Source organism: Pseudomonas sp. ZL2, from assembly GCF_054788455.1.
This window is the reverse complement of record NZ_JBGOGX010000049.1, coordinates 68,042-83,262: the sequence shown is the minus strand read 5'-3', so window position 1 is coordinate 83,262 and position 15,221 is coordinate 68,042. Positions and strand designations below refer to the sequence as shown.

Below are 15,221 nucleotides of genomic sequence, written 5' to 3'. Positions count from 1 at the left end.
GTGCAACAGATCAGCACCAAGAACTACTTCTCTCTGTGTGGAATCCGGTTCTGCAGCTCTATTGTACTATGGCTCGACTTCATACTCATTTTTTCGACGCTAACTTTCATTTTCGATGCCTCGGCACAAACGCTAGCATTAGCAGCTTCCTTGTATGGGATTCCGGCACTTCTCTTTGGCCCTTATCTAGGATCATTGGCAGACCGATTCAACCCCTGCATAATAATCTCGGTCAGTTTCTGTATTCGTTTCATTGCATCTTGCGCTCTGTTTGTAGCCCCTTCCGTCGAGTTGTTTTTGGCATTTACAATGCTAAAAGGTTTATCTAACCTTGGCTCAACAGCGGCCGAAGTCGTTCTCACAAGAAACTTGCTGACCGCACCGCAGATTATCCGTAACACTTCATTAATTATGATAATAGATCAAACCGTAAAAATCGTATCCCCCCTTGCAGCTGGGATTCTCACAGGATTGAGTTTTAAGTCAGCCGGTTTTTTACTTTCCGCTTTTGTGTGCTTGTGCGGTTTACTATTCGTAACTTTACTATCTGCAAGGATCATGAGAAGCGAGGCCACATGTCCTTTAATTCCAAAAACCAGCAACCGACAAATCTATAATTTTTTCAAAAAACAATTGACCGCACGTATTTTTTTAATGTGCATACTTTCCCAGTCAGCCGCCCTGGGCCTATACGACTCCCTATTGAGCTTGCTGTTGAAGGGGAATGGACAAAGTGCAACGTCTTTCGGCGTTATCGTCAGTGCAACTGCACTGGGCGGAATTTTTGCAGGCTTCTTGTTTCCACGCCTTTATCGTAGTGGTTCGCGTATCTGCTCCACAATAGCGTCGATGTGTTTTGGTCTCGCAGTACTCGCAGTCGGATCTCTCAGCTTTTTTCCTGCGTATTTCGAGCTTAATCTCTTGTCGCTACTTTTTCTTCTCGCCGGATTCGCCTATGGCCTGACAACTCAGGGCCTCACAACCACTTTGCAACTCACTTGTCCCCCTAACAAATTGGGTACGACATTTGCGACTGTGCGCACTCTATCCATCGCTCTGTTCATCAGTTTCCCCATACTGGGTGGTTGGCTAGCGGAATTGGCCAACATCGCTAGCGTTCTCTTAGCGGCAGGCATCTCCACCACCTTGATCGCTTGCACGCTACATATTACCCATCGGACGAATCATTCAGAAAGTACCAGCCAACGAGACAGTGCAACCATAGACTGAAACACTGCAAGCCTGCGAAAGCGCAGGCTTGCAGTTAAAGGTTACAGATGCGATTCGGCGTATTCGGCCAGGATCGAGCGCGGCACGCCCTGCAGGGTGATGTGTACGCCGTTGGGGAAGTCCTTGAAGCGCTCGGTCAGGTAGGTCAGGCCCGAGCTGGTGGCGGACAGGTAAGGGGTGTCGATCTGCGCCAGGTTACCCAGGCAGATCACCTTGGAACCGGTACCGGCACGGGTGATGATGGTTTTCATCTGGTGCGGGGTTAGGTTCTGGCATTCGTCGATCAGGATCAGGCTTTGCTGGAAGCTGCGACCGCGAATGTAGTTCAGCGACTTGAACTGTAGCGGCACCCGCTCAAGGATGTACTCGACACTGCCATGGGTGTTTTCATCATCCATGTGCAGGGCTTCGAGGTTGTCGGTGATTGCCCCGAGCCAGGGCTCCATTTTTTCTGCTTCAGTGCCCGGCAGGAAACCGATCTCCTGGTCCAGCCCCTGCACGCTGCGGGTGGCGATGATGCGCCGGTAGCGCTTGCTGACCATGGTCTGCTCGATGGCGGCAGCCAGGGCCAGGATGGTCTTGCCGGAGCCGGCAGCGCCGGTCAGGTTGACCAGGTGGATATCCGGGTCGAGCAAGGCGAACAGCGCCAGGCTCTGGTGAATGTCGCGAGGCTTGAGGCCCCAGGCTTCCTGGTGCAGCAGCGGCTCCTGGTGCAGGTCGAGCAGCACCAGCTCGCCATCCTTGATGCCTTTGATCCAGCCAACGAAGCCCTGTTCGTCGATGATGAACTCGTTGATGTGCACGGCCGGCAGGTTGTCGATCATCTGTACCCGGTGCCAGGTGCGGCCATGATCCTGACGGGTCTCGACCTTGCTGACGCGGTCCCAGAATGACCCGGTGACACTGTGATACCCCTTGGACAGCAAGGAAACGTCGTCGACCAGTTGGTCGGTGCTGTAGTCCTCGGCCGCGATCCCGCAGGCGCGGGCCTTGAGGCGCATGTTGATGTCTTTGGTCACCAGCACCACGTCCAGTTCCTGGCGCCGGCTGCGCAGCTCCAGCAACTGGTTGATGATGATGTTGTCGTTGAGGTTTTCCGGCAGCAGGCGGTTGGGCTCGTTGCGCGGGCTCATGAGAATCGACAGGAAGCCTTTGGGGCCGCTCTTGCCACGCTGGATCGGCACGCCCTGCTCGACATCGGTCGGCGAGGCATCACCCAGGGTCTGGTCGATCAGACGGATCGCCTGGCGACATTCGGCGGCAATCGTCTGTTTGCCAGTCTTGAGTTTGTCGAGCTCCTCCAGCACCGTCATCGGGATGGCGACGTGGTGCTCCTCGAAGTTGAGCAAGGCGTTTGGATCGTGAATCAGTACATTGGTATCGAGCACATAAAGGATTGGCTGGTTGGAGGAATTGGTGCGTCCTTGATCATCCATACTCGGTCACCTTTGTGGAAGCCAGACGACGCAATACCTGTGCGGTGCTGCGCCGCGAAGTGGCCGCCGGTTCTCCCCAGGCCCGCGTCGTTACGGGTAGGGAGCTGCGAACAAAGAATGGGCCGTAGGACGCCACCTGTGCTGCAGGGTTCGGCGGTCTGTCTTCGTAATACCGCAAAACCCATGACCGAAAAAAGCATTTTTACGTATTTTTGAAGTTTATTTTTCGATCGGCCAATTAGCCCTTGGCGCAGGGGCAAAGCACCGCTACAGTCATAAATCCAGTCAACTGAAATGCGTGCGGCGCTTTATTCCCTGCCGTCCAGAATCCCGGTCAATTTCACGACTTTTCGCCGAAATTCCTGCAATCTTCCCAACCAATTCCACTTTGCGCCGTTTGCTTGAGCAACCAGGCAACCACCTCCTGCGCCTTGGGTTGGGCATCGTGAAACTGGATCAGTCCCTTGCGCCACAGCAGCATCAAAGTCAGTACCCGCTGGGCCGACTGCTCACTGCTCAATGGCCCTTGATCCTGGGCGTCGATATCCCACAACACCACCTGCAGATGCTGACTGGCGAAGAACGCCTGGCTGTCGGCGCGGCGCTGGCCGTAAGGCGGTCTGAACAAGGGCACATACTGCTCTGGCAAGTCGCCCTGCACCCGCGCCTGGCTGCGCAGCACCGAATCCTGCCAGCCCTGCCACTGCCCATGGGAGCGGTACTGCCAGCCTTGCAGGCCGACGCACTGGCCTTTGTAGAGTGCGCGAAGCTCAGCCAGCGACGTCTTGTCGCGGCGGTTCTGCAGGCTGTTGCCAAGCACGAAAAAGGTAGCGCCAAGCCTTTGCCGGCGCAGGAACTCGGTCAGGCCGTCGGTGCTGCCGCCCGCCAGCGACGGGCCGCCGTCGAAGGTCAGCAGGAACAGCCGGTCATTGAGTTCGTCACCATTACGCTCAAGGTCGGAAAAGCGTTCGATCTCGCTGGCAGTCTGGGGGAACAGCGCGGCCTTGCGTAGCAGCTCATTCAGGTAGTGCTCATGAAAAGCCCGGCCCGGCTCGGCCCAACCGGCGTAGAACGAATCGGCGGCGACTTCGAAGGACGCGGTCTGCTTGCGAAAATCAGCCAGTTCGTCGATGGCATAACAGAACGAGGCATCCTGCTCGCAGCTCTTCTGGGCCAGGTCGTAGTTACGCCACAAGCGCTGCCACAGGCGCTGGCGCACGCTGTTGATCGACAGCAGGTTGACCTGACGCAGGTTCAGCCGCGCCGCCAGGGCGCCCTGGTCGAGCTTTTCACTTTCGCCCAGCACCCGGGCAAAACCGAGGATCTCGGCACGCGAGGCGACATCGAACAGCGCCGGGCTGTCGAGCTGCTCCGGCCAGTGGCTGCGGTCGAAGGTGGCGACCGGGGCTGGTGCGGCCTGGGCCGTGAGGCTGAACAGGCCAGCCAGTAAGAGAAGGGCAATGCGCACGATCGGGCTCTCCGTTTTCCTCGCCGCGCACTATAACGCCAAGTGTCGGGATGGTCTGTGGCTATTGCCTTGATAGCTGGAGATCGCCGCCCCCGCCCCGTAGAATCGGCGCCACGAATAAAGGAGCCGACCTGATGCTGACGGTGATTTCCCCCGCCAAGACCCTCGACTACGACACCCCTCCGGTGACCCAGCGCTACACCCAGCCGCAGTACCTGGACGATTCCCAGGAGCTGATCGTACAGCTGCGTGAATTGTCGCCGGCACAGATCAGCGAGCTGATGCACCTCTCCGACAAGCTTTCGGGGCTCAACGCCGCGCGTTTCGGCAGCTGGACCCCGGCCTTCACCCCGGACAACGCCAAGCAGGCGCTGCTGGCGTTCAAGGGTGACGTGTACACCGGCCTGGATGCCCAGACCCTCAGCGAAGACGACTTCAGCTATGCCCAGGACCACTTGCGCATGCTCTCCGGCCTGTACGGCCTGCTGCGCCCGCTGGACCTGATGCAGCCCTACCGCCTGGAAATGGGCACCAAGCTGGCCAACGCCCGTGGCAAGGACCTGTATGCCTTCTGGGGCACGCGCATCAGCGAGTGGCTGAACCAGGCCCTGGCCGAGCAAGGCGACGACCTGCTGCTGAACCTGGCCAGCAACGAGTACTTCAGCGCGGTCAAGCGCAGCGCCCTCAAGGCGCGGGTGATCAACACCGAGTTCCGCGACTTCAAGAACGGCCAGTACAAGATCATCAGCTTCTACGCCAAAAAGGCCCGCGGCATGATGAGCCGCTTCGTGATCCAGGAGCGCATCAACGACCCCGAGCAACTCAAGCAGTTCGATGTGCAGGGCTACTACTACAGTGCCGAGCTGTCGAAGGCGGATAACCTGGTGTTCCTGCGCGATCACGCGGACGAGTAAGCTACTTCGATTGAACGGAAGGCTAACCTCCATGACCAACTTGGAGGTTGGCGCAGCTGACACCTGAGACACAAATGTTCACAACATCCGTCTTGCCGATCGACCTTAGCAAACTATCCTTTCCAAGCCATACGTCTCACATCACTAAGGTTAAAATTGATGGCCTTCAACGACACGTTCCGGCTGAGCTCACATGCAGTAATTTTCAATCAGTCCAATGAGGTACTGATGCTCAAAGCGACTTACGGGGATTGCTCGTGGGGTCTTCCGGGGGGGCATTGGAACCTGGAGAAACCATACATGAAGCCTTAAAGAGAGAATGTATCGAAGAGCTAGGTATCGAAATCTCTTCCCCATTGTTAACCGGCGTTTACTTTCACAAACACTACAACTCACACGCCTTTATCTTTCACTGCACTATTGAAGACACGAAAAAAATAAAACTAAGCGAAGAGCATTCCGAATGGCGCTATTTCTCAATCAGTCATCTGAGCACTGTACAGTCCACTAGAATTAATGACTGCCTGAACTATATCAATAGCGTTGTAAGTCGAAAGTTTTGACACCATAAAGCCCAAGCAACCTGTCAACCGACAGCACAAGACACCGCATACCATCGAAGATACGATGCTGCCGCCTTATGCTTACGACATCAAAGCATAGCATTCACGCAACCTAAAACCATGATTGACACCCACTAGTCATCGCCGTGAATAATCGCAACGTATAACCCCACCCCCACACTATAAAGAGCTTCCTACATTAGGACCGGAGTAGAACTACGTCCATTTTCCGTCCATTCCATTACCTTGAGCGCTAAAATCAAAAAGGTCATCTGCCGTCGCTGAAAATCAAGGTAATTCACAACCCATCAATGGACGACACCAACATGAGCCAATATAAAAACATAGCTTTTCAAGGCAATCTGTGGACCCGTTCAACAACAAGCTCATACGAAACAAGAAACAGCTTCAGATGGCTAAATAAAGAATCAAAAATACTGACCATCGGCAGTTGCTTCGCAACCAACTTCGGGCGGTGGATATCTAAACATGGCATCAGCACTACAACACCACCTTGGGGCCTACACTACAACAGCAAAACCATATTAAACGAACTCGAAAATTGCCTGGGCATTCCAACACAGCAAATCACCTGGCAAGTGACTGACAATGAAAACGTCACCCATTTTTTCGATGCTAAACGTCACCCGATTTTCGCAAACACCGCTGACGAGTTGGCTACCATACGAGCGAGCCTAACGGAAGCAGGGAGTAAAGCAATATCTGATGCTACTGCTTTTCTCATCACTGTGGGGTTAACAGAGATTTGGGAGCAATACGAAGCCGACAACTGGCATTGCGTCAACCGATCACCTATGAAAGGAATATCTGATCAAGCACCGCCTGTATTTCGCAACCGTTTTCAAACAGTAGCTGAAATAAAAAAGATATAAAATATATCGTTAGGCACTGTACAAAAAGTAATGTCGCAAACACCGCACAGCACAAGCTAATGAGACCATCGCTGCGTAGCTTTTCGCGAGCTTGTCGAAGCGTGTGACAATACGGCGGTTCTCTTTCAGCCAGCCGAACATGCGTTCAATGATGTTGCGTTGCCGGTATTTCGGCCGATCAAACAAGCGAGGCAAGCCGGGCGTGGGTTTGCGTTTCATGGCTCGCAGAGGGATTACCGGCTGCATCCGGTAACGGTCACAGTAGCGTCGCAGGGCTTCGGCATCGTAGCCCTTGTCAGCCAAAAGCCAGCGACAGCGTTTGCGAGGGTGACCGCGCAAACTGGGGACATAGGCTTCTTCGAGCAGGGGCTGGGCGTGCGAGATGTCACTGGCCTGTCCGCCCGAAAGCAGAAAGCAGAAAGCGCAGCGGTACGCCATTGGCGTCGCAAAGCATATGAATCTTTGTCGTCAGGCCTCCGCGCCCAGGGCGTGGTCTGAGGGTTCATCAGGCTCCCTTTTTTCCCATCGCCAGATGAGGCTCGGGTTGCTCATACAGCAGTGGAGTCGATCATCCTGGTTTCCAGGTCGATCAATCCTTGCTCGTTCAGCTTGATGTGCAGCCGTTTGAATATCCAGTCGAACGTTCCTTCGTTGCGGTAATCTCGAAACCGCTGGTAGACCGTTGACCAGGGCCGAAAGCGCTCGGGCATGTCGCGCCAGGCGGCGCCTGAGCAAAGCACCCATAGCACCCCATTGAGCCTACTACAGTGCCGAGCTGTCGAAGGCGGATAACCTGGTGTTCCTGCGCGATCACGCGGACGAGTAAACACCAATCGCGGTGCAAGCCCGCTCCCACAGGTCCAGTGGACACAGGTTTTTTGTGGGAGCTGGCTTGCCAGCGATGACGCCCGAATAATCGACGCAATCCTGACGTCAAAAAACCACCCTTCTAGCTTTATCGCAAAACGCCATAAGACCGTTCGTAATTTTTTGACGAATTTCGAAAAATAATTTCCGGTACTGGCACAAAAACATCCCCCCTCGAGTTCGTCCTTTATAAACAGGGACGAAACTGCCAAGTGCTATCAAAGTGAAAGTATGGCCATCAGCTAAAATATTAAAAAATCTTTCACCACCGCTGAACTCACCCCGGAACTTATCCCTTCAGCCGTCGCTCATACCACCCGTAACGATTCTCGAGCGTTATGTGAGAGATGACCTACATCATTGACTGGAGCGCACAGCCATTGTGCATCCAGACAACTTTGACTTGAGTGTCGGTCGCCCGACCTACAGTTGAACCCAGGAGAAACGCGCCCCTACAAATCGTCCTTGTGGTTGATTTCAAAGGATTTTATTCACTTGAAAGAACAAGCACTGCAGTTCCGGGTAACCGATCTGCAATAAAGACGGCTGCATAACAGGGCACGTCCATAATTATTGGCCTTTGGCTGCCAACTTTAAGTGCAGACACTTTTGCACTTGATACTTATATGCCTGCACACGGTGAAGTGACATCTTTTTGCCACGCCGCCGTGTGCCCAATAACTGCTGGTTAATCAACCCGGTCTGGCTCTTCTAATTGAGCCGGCGTGATAAACACATGAGGTGAATGCGATGCGTATCAGCATCTTTGGTTTGGGTTATGTGGGTGCAGTCTGTGCTGGCTGCCTGTCGGCACGTGGCCATGAAGTGATTGGCGTCGATGTATCCACCACCAAGATCGACCTGATCAACCAAGGCAAATCGCCAATTGTCGAACCGGGCCTCGAGGCCCTGCTGCAACAGGGTATCGACAACGGCCGCCTGCGTGGCACCACCGATTTTGCCGCCGCCATCCGCGACAGCGACCTGTCGATGATCTGTGTCGGCACGCCGAGCAAGAAGAACGGCGACCTGGGCCTGGAATACATCGAGTCGGTGTGCCGCGAAATCGGTTTCGTACTGCGGGAAAAATCCAGCCGCCACACCATCGTGGTGCGCAGCACCGTGCTGCCGGGCACGGTGAAGAACGTGGTCATCCCGATCCTCGAAGACTGCTCGGGGAAAAAGGCCGGCGTCGACTTCGGCGTGGCGGTCAACCCGGAATTCCTGCGCGAAAGCACCGCGATCAAGGACTACGACCAACCGCCCATGACCGTCATCGGCGAGCTGGACAAGATCAGTGGCGACCTTCTGCAATCGCTGTACGAAGAACTCGACGCACCGATCATCCGCAAGGACATCGAAGTGGCCGAGATGATCAAGTACACCTGCAACGTCTGGCACGCCACCAAGGTCACCTTCGCCAACGAGATCGGCAACATCGCCAAGGCAGTCGGCGTCGATGGCCGCGAGGTGATGGACGTGGTCTGCCAGGACAAGGCCCTAAACCTGTCGCAGTACTACATGCGCCCGGGCTTTGCCTTCGGCGGCTCGTGCCTGCCCAAGGACGTGCGCGCCCTGACCTACCGCGCCGGCAGCCTGGACGTCAAAGCACCGCTGCTCAACTCGCTGATGACCAGCAACGAATCGCAGGTGCAGAACGCCTTCGACATCATCGAGAGCCACGACAAGCGCAAGATCGCCCTGCTCGGCCTGAGCTTCAAGGCCGGCACCGACGACCTGCGTGAAAGCCCGCTGGTGGAACTGGCCGAACGCCTGATCGGCAAGGGCTATGACCTGAACATCTACGACAGCAACGTCGAGTATGCGCGGGTCAACGGCGCCAACAAGGACTACATCGAGTCGAAGATCCCCCACGTGTCGTCGCTGCTCAATGCCGACTTCGACCAGGTGATCAAGCACGCCGACGTGATCGTCCTGGGCAACCGCGACGAGAAATTCCGTGCCCTGGCCCAACAGGCTCCGGAAGGCAAACAGGTCATCGACCTGGTCGGTTTCATGAACAAACCATCCTGCCCGGCCAGCCGTACCGAAGGTATCTGCTGGTAACCCGCAGGCTGGGCGGGGCCTTCCGGCCCCGCCCAGCATCAACGCCCTTTCCATTCGATACGGATGCAGAACATGCAAAGGCTCAAGTACGGCCTGCTACAGGTCGCCGGTTGGCTGTTCTACGTGAGCTTGCTCATGTTGATCGCCCTGGCCTTGCCCAACTCCATTTTCGACCCCGACTCGAAGGACTTCATTTTCCTGGTCGGCGCCGTCGGCATCTGGCGCTATTCCATGGGTGCCACGCACTTTGTGCGCGGCATGCTGTTCCTCTACGTGGTCTACCCCTACCTGCGGCGCAAGGTGCGCAAGCTCGGTAGCGCGGCCGACCCGTCCCACGTGTACCTGATGGTCACCAGTTTTCGCATCGATGCCCTGACTACCGCCCAGGTCTACAGCTCGGTGATCCGCGAGGCAATCGACTGCGGCTACCCGACCACTGTGGTCTGTTCGCTGGTGGAAATGTCCGACGAACTGCTGGTGAAAAGCCTGTGGGAAAAATACAACCCGCCGGAGCGCGTGACCCTCGACTTCGTGCGCATTGCCGGTACCGGCAAGCGCGACGGCCTGGCCTATGGCTTTCGTGCCATCTCCCGCCACCTGCCGGATGAAAATGCCGTGGTCGCGGTGATCGACGGTGACACCGTGCTCGGCGAAGGCGTGGTACGCAAGACCGTGCCCTGGTTCAAGCTGTTCGGCAATGTCGGCGGCCTGACCACCAATGAATTCTGTGAAGTGCGTGGCGGCTACATCATGAGCGAGTGGCACAAGCTGCGCTTCGCCCAGCGCCACATCAACATGTGCTCGATGGCCCTGTCCAAGCGCGTGCTGACCATGACCGGGCGCATGTCGGTGTTCCGCGCCGCGGTGGTGACCAACCCCGAGTTCATCGCCGACGTCGAGAACGACTCGCTGCAGCACTGGCGCCTGGGCCGCTTCAAGTTCCTCACCGGCGACGACAAGTCGAGCTGGTTCAGCCTCATGCGCCTGGGCTACGACACCTTCTACGTGCCGGACGCGGCGATCAACACAGTCGAGCACCCGCCGGAAAAGAGCTTCATCAAGGCCAGCCGCAAACTGATGTACCGCTGGTACGGCAACAACCTGCGGCAGAACTCCCGGGCCCTGGGCCTGGGTATCCGCCGCCTGGGCCTGTTCACCAGCGTGGTGCTGTTCGACCAGCGCGTGTCGATGTGGACCAGCCTGCTGGGCCTGACCGTCGCGGTGATCGCCAGCCTCAAGTTCGGCCCGGCGTTCCTGCTGGTGTACCTGCTGTGGATCGGCATCACCCGGTTGATCCTGACGATCATGCTGCTGTGCTCGGGCCACAACATCGGCCCGGCCTACCCGCTGATTCTTTATTACAACCAGATCGTCGGCGCGATCATGAAGATCTACGTGTTCTTCCGCCTCGACAAGCAGTCCTGGACCCGCCAGCCCACTGCCCTCAAACGCGACCTCGCCAGCTTTCAACAATGGTTCAACACCTGGTCCTCCCGGACCATGACCTTCTCGGCGGCCAGCATCTTCATTGCTGTGCTGTTCATGGTCGTGTGAGCCGGAACCCGATTGGATTAAACAGGAACAAATCGCCATGAATACCGCCGTGAACGTCAATGTCGTGCATGAGTCCGAAGCACAGCGCCAGCACGCCCGGGTGCGCATCCCGGCCAAGCTGCGCTACCTGGGTCAGAACCGCGAAACCCTGGAAGTGAAGGTCGATGACCTCTCGGCCGGCGGCCTGAGCTTCCATGCCAAGCACCCGTTGAAAGTCGGCGAAGTGCTGCGCGGGCGCCTGCAGTTCACCGTCGACAAACTCGGCCTGGCCATGGACATCGAGTTCCAGGTGCGCTCTTTCGACCCCTCCAGCGGCCGCACCGGCGTGCAGTTCCAGAACCTTGAACCACGCGACATCGCCACTCTGCGCCACATCATCACCTCGCACCTGTCGGGTGAGCTGATCACCATGGGCGATGTACTCAGCACCCTGCAGCGCGACAACTTCACCAAGGCGCGCAAACAAAAAGACGCCAACGGCGGCATGAGCGCTTTTGGCCGCCTGCGGGCAGTGACCTTCAGCCTCGGCGTGTTCGTGGTCGGCGTGGCGGCGTTCGGTTTCATCGCCAAGTCGGTGTATGGCCTGTACTTCGTCAGCCATGCCCAGGCCGGGGTGGTCAGCGTGCCGACCAGCAACGTCACCATGCCGCGCGACGGCACCGTGCAGGGCCTGGTGGAAAACGGCGGCCAGGTGGTCAAGGGCGCGCCATTGGCCTCGTTCAGCACCAGCATGCTGGACATGCTCAAGGGCCACCTGGATGACCAGCAACTGGAGCCGGCCAAGGTCGAGGAGCTGTTCGGCAAACAGATGAGCGGCACCCTGACCAGCCCCTGCGATTGCGTGGTCGCCCGCCAGCTGGTGGATAACGGCCAGTACGCCAGCAAGGGCCAGGTGATCTTCCAGCTGGTCCCGCGCACCACCATCCCCACCGTCGAAGCACGCTTCAGCTATCGCCAGTTTGATGACGTCCAACCGGGCTCGCGCGTGCACTTCACCGTCGCCGGCGAAGACCAGACCCGCACCGGGCAGATCGTCAACAGCACCAGCCTGAACAGCGAAGACCTGTCGTCGGACATCCGCGTGCAGATCAAGCCGGATGAGTCGCTGCCCAGCGAACTGGCCGGCCGCCCGGTAGCGGTGGACAGCAACCGTGGCCCGTCGCTGGACTGGCTGATCGATAAAGCCATGGCCCGTGGGCTCTAAGGGAGACATGCCGGTGAACACCAAGATTGCCACCCTCTCCGTGGGAGCCGGCCTTGCCGGCGATGGGCTGCGCAGCAGCCCCAATGGGCAAGGCTGCGCCTTGCTTCGCCGGCAAGGCCGGCTCCCACAGGGGTCGAACTATATCCTCAGTCTGTGCAGCCTGGCCCTGGCCATCAGCCTCGCCGGTTGCGCCGGCCTGCCCGACCAGCGCCTGGCCAACGAAGCACTCAAGCGCGGTGACACCGCCCTCGCTGAACAGAATTACCGCCAGCTCGCCGACCTCGGTTACAGCGAAGCCCAGGTCGGCCTGGCCGATATCCAGATGGAAACCCGCGACCCGGCCAAGCTCAAGGAAGCCGAAGCCACCTACCGCGCCGCCGCCGATATCTCGCCACGCGCCCAGGCCCGCCTCGGCCGCCTGCTGGCAGCCAAGCCGGACGCCACCGAGGCCGAGCGCCAGGAAGCCGAAACCCTGCTGAAAAAAGCCTTCGCCAATGGCGAGGGCAACACCCTGATCCCACTGGCGATGCTCTACCTGCAATACCCGCAGAGCTTCTCCGGCACCAACGCCCAGCAGCAGATCGACCAATGGCGTACCGCCGGCTACCCGGAAGCCGGCCTGGCCCAGATTCTGCTGTACCGCACCCAGGGCACCTACGACCAGCACCTGGACGAAGTCGAGCGCATCTGCAAGGCAGCCCTGAACAGCACCGACATCTGCTACGTGGAGCTGGCCACCGTCTACCAGAAACGCGCCCAGCCCGAGCAACAGGCAGCGCTGCTCGAACAGGTGAAAAGCGCCTACCAGCGCGGCGCGATCCCGGCCACCCGGGTCGACAGCGTTGCCCGGGTACTGGCCGACCGCAGCCTCGGCCAGACCGACGAGAAAACCGCCCAGGCCCTGCTCGAACAGGTGGCACCGGTCAACCCCGGCTCCTGGGTCAGCCTGGCGCAATTGCTCTATGACTTCCCCGAGCTTGGCGACACCGACAAGCTGATGGAGTACATCGACAAGGGCCGCGCCGCCGAACAGCCGCGTGCCGAACTGCTGCTGGGCCGCCTGTACTACGAAGGCAAGACCGTACCGGCCGACGCGCAGAAGGCCGAGAGCCACCTGCTCAGCGCCGCCAACGCCGGCGAAGTCAGCGCCCATTACTACCTGGGCCAACTGTACCGTCGTGGCTACCTGGGCAGCGTCGACCCGCAAAAGGCCGTCGATCATCTGCTCCGCGCCGCCCGCGGCGGCCAGCTCAGCGCCGACTATGCCCTGGCCCAGCTGTTCAGCGAAGGCCACGGCATTCGCCAGGACCTGGTCAACGCCTGGGTGTTCAGCCAGCTGGCGCAAGCCAACCCCAGCGAGCAGTCACGCCAGCTGGCTGCCCAGCTCGACCAGCAACTCCCCCCGGCGCAGAAGGCCCAGGCTGAACGCCTGTTGCAACAAGAACGCCAGGCCCGTGGTGCCATGGGCCCAGGCCCTGGTGCCCTGCCCCTGCAGGCCGTAGCGCAACCCGAACAAGGCGAGGACTCCCTATGACACTCAATCCGTGGATGAAAGCAGGCGTAGGTCTGGGCTTTGCCCTGCTCTGGTCGTGCCCGACCCTGGCGGCGATGACTGCTGAAAAGAACTTCGGCCTGGACGTGAAAATCACCGGCCAATCCGAAGACGACCGTGACCTGGGCACCCGCTCCGGCGGTGACGTCAACGGCCTGGGCCTGGACCTGCGCCCCTGGGTGTACGGCGAGCGCGGCAACTGGAGCGCCTTCGCCATGGGCCAGGCGGTGGCGGCCACCGACATCATCGAGACCGACACCCTGCGCCAGTCCGGCGACGAAGCCGAGTCCGACAGCGGTCGTGCCAATGGCCGCGAAGCGGACAAAAGCTACCTGGCGATGCGCGAATTCTGGGTCGGCTACAGCGGCCTGACCGCTTACCCCGGCGAGCAGCTGCGCTTCGGTCGCCAACGCCTGCGCAACGACGATGGCATGTGGCGCGACACCAACATCGAAGCGCTGAACTGGACCTTCGACACCACCCTGCTGCGCGCCAACCTGGGCGTGGCCGAGCGCTTCAGCGAGTACCGCACCGACCTTACCGAGCTGGCCCCGGAAGACAAGGACCGCCTGCACCTCTACGGCGACGTCGCCACGCAGTGGACCCCCGGCCACTGGGTCGGCCTGCGCGCCCACCACACCCACGACGACGGCAACCTGAAAAACCCTGGCGAAACCGTCGACGCCCTGGACAAGACCCGCACCGGCGACCTCACCTGGCTGGGCCTGGAAGCCAACAGCGACGCCTATAACTGGCGCAACCAGAACCGCGTCAATTACTGGGGCAGCATGACCTGGCTGACCGGCGATCGCGACAGCCTCAGCAGCACCACGGTCAATGGCGAGCAAGTGGCCAGCGGCAAGCACAGCGGCGACGTCAATGCCTGGGCCACCGACCTCGGCATCCGCCTGCGCCTCGACCCCAACTGGCAGGTCGGCGCCGCCTATGCCCGTGGCAGTGGCGGCGGTGGCAGCGACGGCTCGGGCAACTACGAGCAGACCGGCCTTGAGAGCAACCGCTCCAACTTCACCGGCACCCGCTCGCGCGTGCACCGCTTCGGCGAGGCCTTCCGTGGCGAACTGGGCAATTTGCAGGCGGCGACCCTGTTCACCTCCTGGCAACTGCGCGACGACTATGACGCCAGCCTGATCTACCACAAGTTCTGGCGCGTCGATGGCGACCAGAACATCGGCAGCAGCGGCATCAACGCCGTGGTCGAGGACAACGGCATCAACCGGCCGCTGATCCAGGGCGAGAAAGACCTCGGCCAGGAGATGGACCTGGTGGTCACCAAGTACTTCAAGCAGGGCCTGTTGCCGGCGGCACTGAGCCAGTCGATCGACGAGCCGTCGGCGCTGGTGCGTTTCCGTGGCGGCGTGTTCAAGCCCGGTGATGCCTATGGCAAGGAAGCGGACTCCTACATGCACCGCGCTTTCGTCGACGTGATCTGGCGCTTCTGACGCCTGGGGTGCA

General features: G+C 59.0%; 11 protein-coding genes and 1 pseudogene. 9 read left to right on the top strand and 3 right to left on the bottom strand.

Features of this window, described 5'->3' with window-relative positions:
- Positions 1 to 1,230 carry an MFS transporter gene (locus tag ABM562_RS22825; RefSeq protein WP_460423419.1) on the top strand — a complete coding sequence of 410 codons (1,230 nt, stop codon included), beginning with the start codon at positions 1 to 3 and terminating at the stop codon, positions 1,228 to 1,230.
- Between the two features lie 41 nt (positions 1,231 to 1,271).
- Here ABM562_RS22825 and ABM562_RS22820 read toward each other — a convergent pair whose 3' ends face one another.
- Positions 1,272 to 2,666 carry a PhoH family protein gene (locus ABM562_RS22820; protein WP_038998824.1) on the bottom strand — a complete coding sequence of 465 codons (1,395 nt, stop codon included), beginning with the start codon at positions 2,664 to 2,666 and terminating at the stop codon, positions 1,272 to 1,274.
- Positions 2,667 to 3,006: 340 nt separating this feature from the next.
- Entirely contained in the window at positions 3,007 to 4,134 is a 1,128-nt protein-coding gene (locus tag ABM562_RS22815) for a polysaccharide deacetylase family protein (protein WP_460423417.1), read from the bottom strand.
- A gap of 134 nt (positions 4,135 to 4,268) precedes the next feature.
- On the opposite strand from ABM562_RS22815, the gene yaaA reads away from it, so the two are divergent.
- From yaaA to ABM562_RS22800, 3 genes are all read left to right on the top strand, one after another.
- Complete coding sequence (yaaA, locus tag ABM562_RS22810) at positions 4,269 to 5,048, top strand: peroxide stress protein YaaA (RefSeq protein ID WP_134061412.1); 780 nt, start codon at positions 4,269 to 4,271, stop codon at positions 5,046 to 5,048.
- A gap of 257 nt (positions 5,049 to 5,305) precedes the next feature.
- A complete protein-coding gene (locus tag ABM562_RS22805) occupies positions 5,306 to 5,611 on the top strand; it encodes an NUDIX hydrolase (RefSeq protein ID WP_460423415.1) in 306 nt (101 codons plus the stop codon).
- 326 nt (positions 5,612 to 5,937) lie between these two features.
- Positions 5,938 to 6,504, top strand: a complete 567-nt coding sequence (locus ABM562_RS22800) for a GSCFA domain-containing protein (protein ID WP_460423413.1) — start codon at positions 5,938 to 5,940, stop codon at positions 6,502 to 6,504.
- Positions 6,505 to 6,513: 9 nt separating this feature from the next.
- Here the strand turns inward: ABM562_RS22800 and ABM562_RS22795 are convergent.
- Positions 6,514 to 7,262: pseudogene (locus ABM562_RS22795) on the bottom strand (IS5 family transposase); the annotation flags it as partial.
- A gap of 859 nt (positions 7,263 to 8,121) precedes the next feature.
- On the opposite strand from ABM562_RS22795, the gene ABM562_RS22790 reads away from it, so the two are divergent.
- The 5 genes from ABM562_RS22790 (at position 8,122) to ABM562_RS22770 (ending at position 15,208) form a co-directional block, all read left to right on the top strand.
- The gene (locus tag ABM562_RS22790) at positions 8,122 to 9,438 is read left to right on the top strand and encodes a nucleotide sugar dehydrogenase (protein WP_233674218.1); all 1,317 of its coding nucleotides are present in this window, start codon (positions 8,122 to 8,124) and stop codon (positions 9,436 to 9,438) included.
- 63 nt (positions 9,439 to 9,501) lie between these two features.
- Positions 9,502 to 10,992 (top strand): mannuronan synthase, encoded by a 1,491-nt coding sequence (gene alg8, locus ABM562_RS22785; protein ID WP_460423411.1) that lies wholly within the window; start codon positions 9,502 to 9,504, stop codon positions 10,990 to 10,992.
- A gap of 37 nt (positions 10,993 to 11,029) precedes the next feature.
- Positions 11,030 to 12,196: an alginate biosynthesis protein Alg44 gene (locus ABM562_RS22780; protein ID WP_134061405.1), complete on the top strand. Its 1,167-nt coding sequence runs from the start codon at positions 11,030 to 11,032 to the stop codon at positions 12,194 to 12,196.
- A 7-nt stretch (positions 12,197 to 12,203) separates the two neighbouring features.
- Positions 12,204 to 13,730, top strand: coding sequence for an alginate biosynthesis TPR repeat lipoprotein AlgK (gene algK / locus ABM562_RS22775; protein ID WP_460423409.1), 1,527 nt, complete (start codon positions 12,204 to 12,206; stop codon positions 13,728 to 13,730).
- Positions 13,727 to 15,208 carry an alginate export family protein gene (locus tag ABM562_RS22770; RefSeq protein ID WP_115085392.1) on the top strand — a complete coding sequence of 494 codons (1,482 nt, stop codon included), beginning with the start codon at positions 13,727 to 13,729 and terminating at the stop codon, positions 15,206 to 15,208. Before algK ends, ABM562_RS22770 begins: the two co-directional genes overlap by 4 nt.
- Positions 15,209 to 15,221 lie beyond the last annotated feature (13 nt).

What these genes read in the sequence shown, in the direction of transcription:
- ABM562_RS22820 (WP_038998824.1), bottom strand. Translation starts at nt 2,666, where the DNA reads ATGGATGATCAAGGACGCACCAATTCCTCCAACCAGCCAATCCTTTAT.
- ABM562_RS22790 (WP_233674218.1), top strand. Translation starts at nt 8,122, where the DNA reads ATGCGTATCAGCATCTTTGGTTTGGGTTATGTGGGTGCAGTCTGTGCT.
- yaaA (WP_134061412.1), top strand. Translation starts at nt 4,269, where the DNA reads ATGCTGACGGTGATTTCCCCCGCCAAGACCCTCGACTACGACACCCCT.
- algK (WP_460423409.1), top strand. Translation starts at nt 12,204, where the DNA reads ATGCCGGTGAACACCAAGATTGCCACCCTCTCCGTGGGAGCCGGCCTT.
- ABM562_RS22780 (WP_134061405.1), top strand. Translation starts at nt 11,030, where the DNA reads ATGAATACCGCCGTGAACGTCAATGTCGTGCATGAGTCCGAAGCACAG.
- ABM562_RS22770 (WP_115085392.1), top strand. Translation starts at nt 13,727, where the DNA reads ATGACACTCAATCCGTGGATGAAAGCAGGCGTAGGTCTGGGCTTTGCC.
- alg8 (WP_460423411.1), top strand. Translation starts at nt 9,502, where the DNA reads ATGCAGAACATGCAAAGGCTCAAGTACGGCCTGCTACAGGTCGCCGGT.
- ABM562_RS22800 (WP_460423413.1), top strand. Translation starts at nt 5,938, where the DNA reads ATGAGCCAATATAAAAACATAGCTTTTCAAGGCAATCTGTGGACCCGT.